The organism is Rhodanobacter thiooxydans LCS2, assembly GCF_000264375.1.
Classification (GTDB): Bacteria; Pseudomonadota; Gammaproteobacteria; order Xanthomonadales; family Rhodanobacteraceae; genus Rhodanobacter; species Rhodanobacter thiooxydans.
Genome location: NZ_AJXW01000015.1, coordinates 47,729 through 59,517, shown reverse-complemented (window position 1 = coordinate 59,517; position 11,789 = coordinate 47,729). Strand labels below are relative to the sequence as shown.

General features: G+C 68.3%; 12 protein-coding genes. 4 read left to right on the top strand and 8 right to left on the bottom strand.

All coding sequences use genetic code 11. The annotated features are described in order from the left end of the window. The first annotated feature begins 59 nt into the window (after positions 1 to 59). Both UUA_RS04010 and UUA_RS04005 read left to right on the top strand, forming a co-directional pair. Entirely contained in the window at positions 60 to 494 is a 435-nt protein-coding gene (locus tag UUA_RS04010; RefSeq protein WP_008434468.1) for a SufE family protein, read from the top strand. 297 nt (positions 495 to 791) lie between these two features. After that, entirely contained in the window at positions 792 to 2,888 is a 2,097-nt protein-coding gene (locus UUA_RS04005; RefSeq protein WP_008434467.1) for a TonB-dependent receptor, read from the top strand. A 127-nt stretch (positions 2,889 to 3,015) separates the two neighbouring features. Here UUA_RS04005 and dksA read toward each other — a convergent pair whose 3' ends face one another. Beyond that, positions 3,016 to 3,504 carry an RNA polymerase-binding protein DksA gene (dksA, locus tag UUA_RS19935; protein WP_008434466.1) on the bottom strand — a complete coding sequence of 163 codons (489 nt, stop codon included), beginning with the start codon at positions 3,502 to 3,504 and terminating at the stop codon, positions 3,016 to 3,018. An 886-nt stretch (positions 3,505 to 4,390) separates the two neighbouring features. On the opposite strand from dksA, the gene yidD reads away from it, so the two are divergent. Beyond that, positions 4,391 to 4,633 (top strand): membrane protein insertion efficiency factor YidD, encoded by a 243-nt coding sequence (yidD, locus tag UUA_RS19220; protein ID WP_235605912.1) that lies wholly within the window; start codon positions 4,391 to 4,393, stop codon positions 4,631 to 4,633. Positions 4,634 to 4,739: 106 nt separating this feature from the next. Here the strand turns inward: yidD and folE2 are convergent, their stop codons facing one another. The 7 genes from folE2 to efp form a co-directional block, all read right to left on the bottom strand. Then, complete coding sequence (gene folE2, locus UUA_RS03985) at positions 4,740 to 5,687, bottom strand: GTP cyclohydrolase FolE2 (RefSeq protein WP_008434464.1); 948 nt, start codon at positions 5,685 to 5,687, stop codon at positions 4,740 to 4,742. Between the two features lie 109 nt (positions 5,688 to 5,796). Then, positions 5,797 to 6,651: an isoprenoid biosynthesis enzyme family protein gene (locus UUA_RS03980; RefSeq protein WP_008434462.1), complete on the bottom strand. Its 855-nt coding sequence runs from the start codon at positions 6,649 to 6,651 to the stop codon at positions 5,797 to 5,799. Continuing rightward, a complete protein-coding gene (gene gph, locus UUA_RS03975; protein ID WP_008434461.1) occupies positions 6,648 to 7,328 on the bottom strand; it encodes a phosphoglycolate phosphatase in 681 nt (226 codons plus the stop codon). Before gph ends, UUA_RS03980 begins: the two co-directional genes overlap by 4 nt. Beyond that, a complete protein-coding gene (ubiG, locus tag UUA_RS03970) occupies positions 7,325 to 8,029 on the bottom strand; it encodes a bifunctional 2-polyprenyl-6-hydroxyphenol methylase/3-demethylubiquinol 3-O-methyltransferase UbiG (protein WP_008434460.1) in 705 nt (234 codons plus the stop codon). Before ubiG ends, gph begins: the two co-directional genes overlap by 4 nt. A 158-nt stretch (positions 8,030 to 8,187) precedes the next feature. Then, positions 8,188 to 8,439 carry a YciI family protein gene (locus UUA_RS03965; RefSeq protein ID WP_008434458.1) on the bottom strand — a complete coding sequence of 84 codons (252 nt, stop codon included), beginning with the start codon at positions 8,437 to 8,439 and terminating at the stop codon, positions 8,188 to 8,190. A 14-nt stretch (positions 8,440 to 8,453) separates the two neighbouring features. Then, complete coding sequence (locus UUA_RS03960) at positions 8,454 to 9,785, bottom strand: TRZ/ATZ family hydrolase (RefSeq protein ID WP_008434457.1); 1,332 nt, start codon at positions 9,783 to 9,785, stop codon at positions 8,454 to 8,456. Between the two features lie 231 nt (positions 9,786 to 10,016). Beyond that, positions 10,017 to 10,583, bottom strand: a complete 567-nt coding sequence (efp, locus tag UUA_RS03955; protein WP_008434456.1) for an elongation factor P — start codon at positions 10,581 to 10,583, stop codon at positions 10,017 to 10,019. A gap of 117 nt (positions 10,584 to 10,700) precedes the next feature. Here efp and epmB point away from each other — a divergent pair, with 117 nt between their 5' ends. Continuing rightward, on the top strand, positions 10,701 to 11,717 hold the full coding sequence (gene epmB / locus UUA_RS03950) for an EF-P beta-lysylation protein EpmB (protein ID WP_008434455.1): 1,017 nt from the start codon (positions 10,701 to 10,703) through the stop codon (positions 11,715 to 11,717). The last annotated feature ends 72 nt before the right edge of the window (positions 11,718 to 11,789 follow it).

The window sequence follows — 11,789 nt, the reverse complement described above, 5'->3', positions numbered from 1 at the left end:
GCACAGGGTGCGCTCCTACACATTTCATTTCCCGCCCCGCTCCGCGCGATAATGGACGCATGAACGCCATTGCCACCACCAGCGCCGAGCAGGCGCAGCAGGAGATCGCCGAGGAATTCGCCTTCCTCGGTGACTGGACCGAACGCTACCAGTACCTGATCGATCTCGGCCGGCAGCTGCCGCCGCTCCTGGACGAATACAAGACCGAGGCGTACCGCGTGCACGGCTGCCAGTCGATGGTGTGGCTGGTGCCCAGCGGCAACGCGTCGAAGATGCACTTCGAGGCGATCAGCGATTCGGCGATCGTGTCCGGCCTGATCGCCCTGGTGCTGCGCGTCTATTCCGACCGCCCCGCGGCGGAGATTCTCGCCACCGAGCCGGCCTTCATCGGTACGATCGGCCTGGCCAAGCACCTCTCGCCGACCCGCTCGAATGGTCTGGCCGCGATGCTGGCCAAGCTGAAGGGCTATGCCGCCGGGGCCGGCGGGGGCTGATCGCACGGAGCGGAGACGCCACGCGCTTTCCGCCCTCTTCGCCGTTGCCTGCAACCCGCAGCGCTGCTCGCCGCACACCGCACGGCGTGTCAGTCAATGCAGTGTTGACACACTCGTGAAAATGAGAATAATTCGCAACATCTTGCTGGCCGCTCCCGGGCGACAACGATGAAAGCGCTCCATCCGTTCGCCGCAGTCTGAGCCAGCCAGCGCCACGCCGGCCCGGCGCCATCCCTTGTGTGCTCATCGCGCCCCCGCGAGGGACGCGCGTGGCTCATTGCTGCCCAGGATTCCTCCATGCGCCTGCTGCCTCTCTCCCTCGCCCTGCTCGCCATCCTGGGTTCGCCCCGGGCCTTTGCCGACGCTTCCGCCGACCAGGCCAAACTGCTGCCCGGCGTCAACGTGCAGGCCACCCGTCCCGGCGATTACCGCGTGCCGGACGCCACCAGCGCCACCAGGATCGACGCCGCCCTGCGCGACGTGCCGCAGACGGTGAACGTCGTGCCGGCCAGCGTGCTGCGCGACCAGCACGCCACCTCGATCCAGGACGCGCTGAAGAACGTGCCGGGCGTCGGCTTCTCGACCGGTGACGGCCAGCGCGACCAGGTTTCCATCCGCGGCTTCACCGCGATCGCGGACCAGTTTGTCGACGGCCTGCGCGACGACGCGCTGTACTTCCGCGACCTCTCCAACATCGAGCGCATCGAGGTGCTGAAGGGGCCGGCGTCGGTGCTGTACGGGCGCGGCTCGTCGGGCGGCCTGATCAATCGCATCACCCGGCAGCCGGGCACCGATGGCGGCCAGCTCGCACTCAGCTACGGCAGCTGGGCCGATCGCCGCGGCGAGCTGGACGTCGGCCGGCGCTTCGGCGACGCCGGCAATGCGTGGCGCCTCACCGGCGCGGTCGAGGATGCCAACGGCTATCGCGACCAGCAGTTCCTAAAGCGCCGCGCCGTGGCCCCCTCGGTGCTGCTGCATCCCGGCAGCAACACCACGCTGTTGCTGCAGGCCGATTACCTGAAGGACCGCCGCGTCACCGATTTCGGCATTCCGGCCTGGCACGGGCGCCCGGTCGACGTGCCGAGGGAGACCTATTACGGCGCGGCCAATGCGCGCGACGTCGACACCAGCGAGTCGACCGTGACCTCGACCACCGCGACCCTGACCCACGCCTTCAGCGACGACCTGACGCTGCGCAACGCCACGCGCTGGTACGACTACAAGCTCGACCGCAACAACACGCTGCCAGGCAGCGTCAACGAAAACGCGCGAACCGTTTCGCTCAACCGCTCCAACGTCGACCGGCACGAGCACGGCTGGTTCAACCAGACCGAACTCAGCCAACGCCTGGCCGGCGACACGCTCAGCCATGACCTGCTCTACGGCCTGGAGCTGGGGCGCCAGAATAAGGCCCAGCTCAATCGCAGCGCCAGTGGCGTGGCCGTGGTCGACGTGTTCCATCCCGTGCTGCCGGTCCTGCCGCTGCAGGTGTCCCGCGCGCCAGCCGCCGACAACCTAGGCATCTTCGACACCAGCGCCGTCTACCTGCAGGATCTGCTGAGCCTGGGCTCGCAGTGGAAAGCCCTGCTGGGCGTGCGCTACGACCGCTTCCGCCAGAGGACGGAAAACCACCTGCCGGGCCAGCGGAACCTCGCGCGCACCGACAAGGCGCTGAGCCCGCGCGTGGGCGTGGTCTGGCAGCCGTCCGCCATGCAGTCCTACTACGTGTCCTGGAGTCGCTCGTTCCAGCCTTCCGGCGAGGCGTTCGCCCTCGCAGCGAGCAATGCGGACATCGCCCCCGAGCGCACGCACAACACCGAGGTCGGGGCGAAATACGACCTGCTGGACGGGCGCGTCACCCTCAACGCCGCGATCTTCGAGCTGGAGCGCAGCGGCATCAAGGCCACCGATCCGGTCACGCAGAAAGTGCTGACGATCGGCACGCAACGCACGCGCGGCGTCGAGCTGAGCGCTGCCGCGGACCTGGCGGACGGCTGGCGCCTGCTCGCCGGCTACGCCTGGCTGGATGCGCGCGTCACCCGTTCCGTGGCCAGGGATGCCGGGCGTCCTGTCCAGCGCAAGCGCGCCACCCTCACACCCCGCAACAGCGGCAACCTGTGGGTCACCCGCGCGTTCGCGGAGCACTGGCAGCTGGGCGGCGGCCTGAACCTGGTCGGTGCGCGACAGGCCAACCCGGGCAACACGGTGACGCTGCCCGGCTACGTGACCGCCGACCTCATGGCGCAGTACCGCACCGGACCGGTCTCGCTGCAGCTCAACCTGACCAACCTGTTCGACACGCGCTACATCGTGTCCGCCCACGGCACCAGCCCGAACCTCAACCTGCCGGGTGCACCGCGTGGCGCGAACCTGATCTTGCGCTACCAGTTCTAGCGCCGAGCGCGGCGGGCGCGAGCCCGCCCTGGAAAAAACAGACCCCCCGAGCCGCCAGGTTCGGGGGGGTTGTTGATGGTGGATGCGGGCAACGACGCCATCCCCGGCCGCAGGGATGGCGCGGCGATCAGTCGCCCATCTGCTTCTGCAGGTGCTCGCGACGCTCCTGCGCATCCAGCGACAGCGTGGCGATCGGGCGCGCATCGAGGCGGTCGATGCCAATTTCCTCGTCGGTCTCCTCGCAGAAACCGTAGCTGCCCTCCTCGATCCGGCGCAGTGCCTTGTCGATCTTCGAGATCAGCTTGCGGTAGCGGTCGCGGGTGCGCAGCTCCAGCGAGTTCTCCGTTTCACGCGTGGCGCGCTCGGCCTCGTCGCCGACGTCACGCACTTCCTCGCGCAGGTTGTCCATGGTCTGGCGCGACTCTTCCACCAGCTGATCGCGCCAGTCGCGCAGCTTGTTGCGGAAGTAGGCCAGATGCATCGGGTTCATGTACTCCTCGGCGAGCGAGGGGTGGTATCCCTTGGGCAGGTTGATGATGCTGGTGGACGGCAGCGCATACCGGCCATCTTCGCGGGTGATGCCGTTGTCGAGTTTCGTTGCAGCGGATTTGTTCATTGAGGACGACGAATTCTTCGGACTTCTGTGGGGAGGGGCATGACCTGCGGCACCTTGGGTTGCACGCGGGGTCACCATGGCGGTTGCGCTCGCCACCTTGCCCTTGAACAGGGTGCTGGCGGGCGCCGGGGACACGTGGTTGACGGCGGCTGCTGCCGGTTTGGCAACGGATTTTGCAGTTGGTTCGGCCGGCGGGTTCGGCCGGGTTGCGGGTTTGGCGGCGGATTTCGCCACCGGCTTCTCCGGTGCCGCCTTCTTGGCGACCACCTTGGTTGCCGGCTTCGCGGCCTTCTTCACCGCAGCGCCGCTCCCGGGCCTGGCGTTCGTAACGGCAGGCTTCTTCGCGACAACCTTCTTCACGGCAGGCTTCTTCACGACAACCTTCTTCACGGCAAGCTTCTTCACGGCAAGCTTCTTCGCGACAGCTTTCTTCACGGCGGGCTTCTTCGCGACGGCTTTCTTCGTTGGCGCGTTCTTCACCGCGGGCTTCTTCACCGTCACCTTCTTCACGACGGACTTCTTCGCCGGCGACTTGGCGGCGGCTTTCCTGGCCACGGGCCTGGCGGCCGGCTTTTTCGCCGCTACCGGCTTGGCGACGGCCTTCTTCGGCGCGGCCTTGACGGCACTCTTCACGGGCCGTCCCCTGCCTGCGGCCGCTTTCGACCTGGCGCCCCTGCTCCCTGTCGGAGACTTGCCCTTCTGCGCCTTGGCAGCGGTCGAACTACGCGTCGTTTTCGCCATATCCCTTCACCGTTTTTGGCCTTGGCGGCCGGGTGTTATAGCCCATGTGTCCTACACCGGCAAGCTCGCATCTGGAATACTTGTACCACTACCCGTCGCTGGCCGCTCCGGCACCGTGAATGTCCTGACCCGATTGATACTGTGGATGTTGCGTTTGTACAAGCGCTGGCTCAGCCCCCTGCTCGGCCCGCGCTGCCGCTTCTACCCCAGTTGCTCCGATTATGCACGGATTGCGGTCACCCGCTTCGGCCCATGGCGTGGCAGCCTGCTGGCCGTCTGGCGCGTGCTGCGCTGCCAGCCACTGTGCGATGGCGGCGAGGATCCGGTGCCCGAACACTTCCATTTCTCCCGCTGTCGCCACCACGGGGATTCCCCCGAGGCGCACTGACCGTTCTGGAATGCGGACCCGTCGCCGCCAGGCCGCCACATCTCGCGTGAAGCGCGGCTAGCCGGGGATGGCCGCCGACGCCGGACCGGCGAAGCGGCAGCGATCGTTACGGCGTGGAGCCGTAGCCGCCTTCCACGCCCTTGCTCGCATAGGCCACGGCATCGTGCGGGTGCAGGCTTTCCTGGTGCTCGACGCGGACATGGAAATCGCCGAGCGCGGCGTCGGCGTCGAGTGCCTTCTGGATGCGTCGGGCGGCATCCTCGCAGAACATCAGGTTGCCGCCGTTGGCCAGCGCGAAGGCCTGTTCGTCTTCGCGCTTCACCGCGGTCTGCACCGGCGTGCCGAGCGCATGCTCGACGCGATCGATCAGGCCGATCAGGTGGAAGTCGGCGCCGGGCACGAGGCGGATGCGCAGGCGCGCCACGCTGCGCTGGGCATGCGGGGTGGCGACGATGCCGCGCTCGCTGCCGAGCCAGGCCAGCACCGCGGCATGGCCGAGCGGCTGGCCGGCATCGAAGTCGCTGGCGAACTGGTCCTGGATCAGCTGGCGCGACAGCGCCGCCGAGGCCGGGCAGGTAGAGGAATAGACCACCTCGGTGCCGAACTCGAGCAGGAACTCGTCGCTGGTGAGGCTGGCCTCGATGCATACCGGGTAGGCGCGCCAGCCGCTGTTGGCGCTTTTCAGCGCGGGGCGGCGCACCAGGTGCTCGAACTGGATGCTGAGGCAGGCCCGGTCGGACAGATCCTTGTGCGAATCGAGGAAGCCGCGCAGCAGCGCGTGCAGCATCGACGCATCCAGCGTCTGCGTGCTCAGCGCCTGTTCGACCTGCAGGTACAGCCGAGACATGTGGATGCCGCGCTTGTCCGGCCGGCTCAGGTTGACGAAGGCGCCGACCCGGGCGCTGGAACGCTGCACCTGGCCATCGCCGGCGTCGAACAGCACCGGCACCTGGATGTCGGCCATGCCGACCCAGTCCAGCGCGCCGGCAAGATGCGGCTGCGCGTGCACGGCGACATCGGGCAGCAAGCGGGCGGTATTTTCCTGGTTCGGCATGATGGGGAATCCTGGCATCGGCGAGCGGGCGCCGTGAAGCAAACAATCTTGGGGCAGGCAGGCGACCGCGCAATAGTGGCGTGGCGGAAACGCTGCGTCCGTGGCCGTTTTACGCCACGTACCGGCGCCATGCACGCGCCGCCTGCCAGGCCTGCAGCGCGGTGGTCAGCGCGGTACGCGGCTGGCCGGTCTGCAGCACTGCCAGCGCGTCGCCGGCACGCGCCGCCCGCCGCGCCAGGCTGCTGGCATGACGCGATTCCAGCGCGCGGAACACGCTGAGCGGCCCGGCCAGCGTGGACGATTCCTGCCAGCTGGCCAGCAGGTCGCCCAGTTGCGCCCGGATCGCCTGCTGTCGCGCCGCGCCGGCCGTGCGCAACTGCGTGCGGCTCAGGCCATGTCGCGCCAGGCACGCCATCGGCAGCGGCAGGCGGTCGCGCTCGACATCCTGCTGCAGCCGCACCAGCGCATGCAGCAGATGATTCAGCACGGCGACCCGTGACGCTCGCGCCGGCGACGCCTCGGCACCGTACCACCAGGCGGTTTCCAGCGCGGCCAGCGCGCCGTGCAGCGGCAACGCGGCTTCGATCTGTGCGGGGAAATCGGCGGCGGTGCCCTGTTCCAGCTGCGCCATCGCGGCCAGCACCGGCGCCAGCCAGAGCTCGCTGGCGATGGCATGCGCGCGCTCGTCGTCGAACAGCACCTGGCTCAGCGGGTGACGCCCGCCGCTGGCCGGCGCGCCGGCCAGTTCCTCGGCCCACCAGTTGAGCTTGGCGGTGGCCACCAGCGGTTCGCGGATGCCGTAGGCGGCGCCGAGCAGTTCCTGCTCCAGCGCGGCCAATGCAACGTGGCCGGGGTAACGCCGGCCATCGACGAAGGCCAGCGCCACGCGCTGCTGCGGCTGCACCGCTAGCCACTTGTCGATGAAGCCCTGCAATACCGCGTTCTGTTCGACCAGTTCGATCATGCCGGAACCGACTGCAATTTCAGCAGTTCGGCCAGTTCGGCCGGATGGTCCAGCACCTTGTCGGCCCCCCAGCCGTGGGGATCGCCGCCATCGAGGTAGCCCCAGCTCACCGCCACCGTGTACAGACCGGCAGCCGCTCCAGCCTGCACGTCGCGGCGGTCGTCGCCGACGAACAGGCTTTGTGCAGGCGCCACGCCGGCACGCTCGCAGGCCAGCAGCACCGGCGCCGGGTCCGGCTTCTTTACCGCCAGCGTATCGCCCGAGACCACCGCGCCAGCGCGCCCGGCCCAGCCGATGCGGGCCACCAGTTCGTCAGCGAGGAAGCCCGCCTTGTTGGTGACGATGCCCCAGCGCAGGCCGTGCGCCTCGATGCGCGCCAGCAGATCGTCGATGCCGTCGAACGCGCGCGTCTGCCGCGCCATCACGTCCTGGTACAGCTGCAGGTAACGCGGCACCAGCGCCTCCAGCGCCGGCTCGCCACGTGCGGCGAACGCACAGCGCAGCACGGCACGTGCGCCGCGCGAGACCACCTCGCGCACCGGCGCATACGGCGGCGGCGGCGTGTCTTCTTCCGCACACTGTGCCAGCAGCGCGGCGTACAGGTCGGGAGCGCTGTCGAGCAGGGTACCGTCCAGGTCGAACAGCACGCCCTGGATGTTTTCGGGCAGGGGCTTCATGCCGGTTTATGCGCGCTGAGCACGTAGTTGACCGCGGTGATCGAACTCAGCCAGGCCTTGCGGCTGAGCGGGTTGTAGGCCAGCCCGGAGACGTCCTCCAGCTCCAGCCCGGCGTGGCGCAACAGGCGGCCCAGCTCGGACGGTTTCAGGAACTGCGCGTAGTGGTGCGTGCCGCGCGGCAGCAGGCGCATCAGGTATTCCGCGCCCACGATCGCCGCGCCGAACGCGGCCGGCGTGCGGTTGAGGGTGGACATGAACAACCGGCCGCCCGGCTTCACCATCGCGGCCAGGTCGTTTACCAGCGCCCGCGGGTCGGGTACGTGCTCGACCAGTTCCATGCAGCACACCGCGTCGAAGCTCGCCGGCTCGGCCGCCGCCAATTCGGACGAGGACTGCACGCGATAATCGACGGCGAGGCCGGATTCGTGCAGGTGCAGCTTCGCGACCTCGATCACCTTCCCGCCCAGGTCGATGCCGGTGACCTTTGCGCCAGCACGCGCCAGCGCCTCGCTGAGCAGGCCGCCGCCGCAACCGACGTCGGCGACCTTCGCCCCGCGCAGGTCGACGCGCGCGGCGACATAGGCAGCGCGCACCGGGTTGAGGTCGTGCAGTGGGCGCGACTCGCCGTCGGGATCCCACCAGCGTGCCGCCAGGCTGTCGAAGCGGGCGATCTCGGCGGGGTTGACGTTGGCGGTGGTCATGTTCGAGTCCACGGTGAGCCCATGAGTTTATTGGAAAGTACGGCCATGGATGACTGCCTGTTGATTCACCCGCTCATGGATTAGCGCAAGCCTTGTTGAAAAGTGCGGCCATGGATGGCCGCTTCTTGACTCTCGCGCTCATGGATGAGCGCAAAAGTTCAGGCCTGCCATTCATACACCGTGATGTCCCAACCGCCACTGACGTGGGCCGGATCGCGGTGCACCAGTGCGGTCGCCTCGGCCAGGTCGGCCGCACGCAGCAGATAGGCGCCGCCGGACTTGTCGCTGAAGCCGCCGGACAGCTCGACCCGGCCCTCCTTGCGCAAACCTTCCAGGAAGGCCAGATGCAGCGGCACCGCGGCGGGATCGAGCTGCGGCCGGCGGATCAGCAGGACCAGGTAACGGTTCATCGAGGGACTCCGGTTCAAGCCGAGGCGATGCGTTCGCGCCAGGCGCGCGTGCGCTCCAGGATCGCGGCAGTGTCCATGCCGACCAGCTCGCGCGCGGCCAGCTTGCGCTTGCCGGCGATCCACACGTCGCTGACCTGGTGGCGGCCGGTGGCGTAGACCAGCTGCGAGATGACATGGAACAGTGGCTGGGTTTCCAGGTCGCTCAAGCGCACGGCGGCGAAATCGGCCTGCTTGCCGACCTCGATGGAGCCGATCCTCGCTTCCAGCCCGACCGCCTTCGCGCCGTTGAGCGTGGCCGCACGCAGTGCGAACGCCGCATCGAACGCGGCGGCATCGCCGGCCACCGCCTTGGCCAGCAGCGCGGCGGTGCGCATCTCGCCGAACATGTCCAGGTCGTTGTTGGAGGCGCAGCCGTCGGTGCCCAGCGCCAGATTGACCCCGGCGGCGCGCAGTTTTTCCGCCGGGCAGAAGCCGGAGGCGAGCTTGAGATTGGACTCCGGGCAATGCACCACCGACACGCCGGCGGCGGCGCAGGCGGCGATCTCGCCGTCGGTCAGCTGGGTCATGTGCACCGCGATCAGGCGGTCGTTGACCAGGCCCAGCTTCTGCAGCCGCTGGAACGGGCGCAGCCCGCTCCTGGCCTTCTCGTCCTCGACCTCGTGCGCGGTCTCGTGCGTGTGCAGATGCACCGGGATGTCGAGCTGGTCGGACAGCACGCGGATCCGCTCGAAGCTCTCGTCCGACACCGTATACGGCGCATGCGGTGCGAACGCGGTGCTGATCAGGACATCGCCGCGGAAACTGTCGTACACCTCGCTGGCGCGCTCGAAGTATTCGTCCCGGCTCTTCGCCCACGCGGTGGGGAACTCGATCACCGGCAGGCCGACCACCGCGCGGAAGCCCAGCTTGCGGTAGGTGGCGCCGATCACGTCGGGGAAGAAGTAGTTCTCGTTGGCGCAGGTGGTGCCACCGCGCAGCATCTCGGCCACCGCCAGTTCCACGCCATCACGCACGAACTCCGGCCCCAGCACCTTCGCCTCGGCCGGCCAGATGTGCTGCTGCAGCCACACCATCAGCGGCAGGTCGTCGGCGAGGCCGCGCAGCAGGGTCATCGGATTGTGCGTGTGGCTGTTGACCAGGCCGGGAATCAGCACATGCTCGGAAAGCAAAACACGCTCGCGCGGCGCGTAGGCGGCACGCGCCTCGGCCATGGGGAGCACGGCCACGATGCGGCCGTCGTCGACGGCGACGGCGTGGTTGTCGAGCACCACGCCATGCGGCTCGACCGGAACGACCCAGCGCGCTTCGATCATCAGGTCGACGGGCTGCGGAGGCATCTGGCTCATCGCTCACTCACTGTGCAAAGGATAAATACGAGACGGGGCGGCGCACCTTGCGGCGCCCGCCCCGGAATCGTCATGTCTCGGCATCGTCATTCCGGCGAATGCCGGAGTCCAGGGTTCTCGTGCAGCCGGGTGAAGGGTTTTGTGTGCTGCGCACGAGTACTTCACTGGATCCCGGCCTTCGCCGGGATGACGAACCGGCAAAGGCGCGGGCACAGCCCGCGCGCCGGTTCGTCACTTGACGCGGCTGACGTACTCGCCGGTGCGGGTGTCGACCTTGATCACCTCGTCGGTGCCCACGAACAGCGGCACGCGCACCACCGCGCCGGTTTCCAGCGTGGCCGGCTTGCCGCCGCCGCCGGAGGTGTCGCCGCGCACGCCGGGATCGGTCTCGGTGATCTTCAGCTCGACGAAGTTCGGCGGCTGCACCGCGATGATCTCGCCGTTGAACAGCGTGACCACGCACTCTTCCTCGCCCTTCAGCCACTTCGCCGCGTCGCCTACGCCGGTCTTGCCGGCCTGGTGCTGCTCGAACGATTCCTGGTGCATGAAGTGCCAGAACTCGCCGTCGGAGTACAGGTACTGCATGTCGGTGTCGGTGATGTCCGCCACCTCGAACGAATCGCTGGACTTCATCGTCTGCTCGGTGGTGCGCCCCGTCTTCAGGTTGCGGATGAAGATGCGGGTGAACGCCTGGCCCTTGCCGGGCTTGATGAACTCGGCTTCGGTGATGATCCACGGATCGTTGTTGTGAAGGATCTTCATACCCTTCTTGACGTCGTTGAGACCGGCGGTGGCCATGCAGTGCGCTCCGATATATGAATTTCAATGTTCAAGGGCCCGAAACGGGCCCTTGCGCCGCTGCCGGCGGCTAAAATAGATGGTTTGACGGGCCGGCCGGCCCAGACAAGGCCACACATGATAACCGCAAGCCCTGCCGCACGCATTACGCCGGACGCCCCGGCCGCCGACTGGCGCCAGCTGTGGCGCGAGGCTGTCACCGATGCTGGCGAACTGCTGGACCTGCTCGGGCTGCAGCATCTCGCCGGCCAGCTGCCGCCGGCGGACGCCGGTTTCCAGCTGCGCGTGCCGCGCGGCTTCGTGGCCCGCATGCGCCACGGCGATCCGCGCGATCCGCTGCTGCTGCAGGTGTTGCCGCAACTGGTCGAGCTGGACGAGGTGCCCGGCTTCGTTACCGATGCGGTCGGCGACATGGCAGCGCGCGAGGCGCGCGGCGTGCTGCACAAGTACCACGGGCGCGCGCTGCTGATCGCCAGCGGCAGCTGCGCGATCAACTGTCGCTACTGCTTCCGCCGGCACTTCCCGTATGGCGAGGAGATGGCCGCCGCCGGCCAGTGGAAGCAGGCGCTGGAGCATCTGCGCCAGGACCCCTCGATCAGCGAGCTGATCCTGTCCGGCGGAGACCCGCTGGCGCTGGCCACCACCAAGCTGGAGGAACTGGGTCGCGGCCTGGCCGAATTGCCGCAGGTCATCCGCCTGCGCATCCACAGCCGCCTGCCGGTGGTGCTGCCGGAGCGCATCGATGCCGCCTTCACCGGCTGGCTGGGCGCGCTGCCGCTGCAGAAGGTGGTGGTGCTGCACGCGAACCATGCCAACGAACTGGACGCCAGCGTCGACGCCGCCTGCGCCCGGCTGCGCGCGACCGGCGCCACCGTGCTGAACCAGTCGGTGCTGCTGCGCGGGGTCAACGACGACGCCGACGCGCTGGCGGAGCTGTCCGAGCGGTTGTTCGCCGCCGGCGTGCTGCCGTACTACCTGCACCAGCTCGATCGCGTACAGGGCGCTGCGCACTTCGAGGTCGACGACCACCGCGCCCTGGTCCTGGTCGAAGCGCTGCGCACCCACCTGCCGGGCTACCTGGTGCCCCGGCTGGTGCGTGAGGTGGGCGGCGACGCCTCCAAACGACCCCTGTAAAGCGGCAGTGGCGCCCGTTGCATGATTTTCCCGCTGGCGGCTGCTGACGGAATCCGTTACAAACAGTCGCTG

What these genes read in the sequence shown, in the direction of transcription:
- UUA_RS04010 (WP_008434468.1), top strand. Translation starts at nt 60, where the DNA reads ATGAACGCCATTGCCACCACCAGCGCCGAGCAGGCGCAGCAGGAGATC.
- UUA_RS04005 (WP_008434467.1), top strand. Translation starts at nt 792, where the DNA reads ATGCGCCTGCTGCCTCTCTCCCTCGCCCTGCTCGCCATCCTGGGTTCG.
- dksA (WP_008434466.1), bottom strand. Translation starts at nt 3,504, where the DNA reads ATGAACAAATCCGCTGCAACGAAACTCGACAACGGCATCACCCGCGAA.
- yidD (WP_235605912.1), top strand. Translation starts at nt 4,391, where the DNA reads ATGTTGCGTTTGTACAAGCGCTGGCTCAGCCCCCTGCTCGGCCCGCGC.
- folE2 (WP_008434464.1), bottom strand. Translation starts at nt 5,687, where the DNA reads ATGCCGAACCAGGAAAATACCGCCCGCTTGCTGCCCGATGTCGCCGTG.
- UUA_RS03980 (WP_008434462.1), bottom strand. Translation starts at nt 6,651, where the DNA reads ATGATCGAACTGGTCGAACAGAACGCGGTATTGCAGGGCTTCATCGAC.
- gph (WP_008434461.1), bottom strand. Translation starts at nt 7,328, where the DNA reads ATGAAGCCCCTGCCCGAAAACATCCAGGGCGTGCTGTTCGACCTGGAC.
- ubiG (WP_008434460.1), bottom strand. Translation starts at nt 8,029, where the DNA reads ATGACCACCGCCAACGTCAACCCCGCCGAGATCGCCCGCTTCGACAGC.
- UUA_RS03965 (WP_008434458.1), bottom strand. Translation starts at nt 8,439, where the DNA reads ATGAACCGTTACCTGGTCCTGCTGATCCGCCGGCCGCAGCTCGATCCC.
- UUA_RS03960 (WP_008434457.1), bottom strand. Translation starts at nt 9,785, where the DNA reads ATGAGCCAGATGCCTCCGCAGCCCGTCGACCTGATGATCGAAGCGCGC.
- efp (WP_008434456.1), bottom strand. Translation starts at nt 10,583, where the DNA reads ATGGCCACCGCCGGTCTCAACGACGTCAAGAAGGGTATGAAGATCCTT.
- epmB (WP_008434455.1), top strand. Translation starts at nt 10,701, where the DNA reads ATGATAACCGCAAGCCCTGCCGCACGCATTACGCCGGACGCCCCGGCC.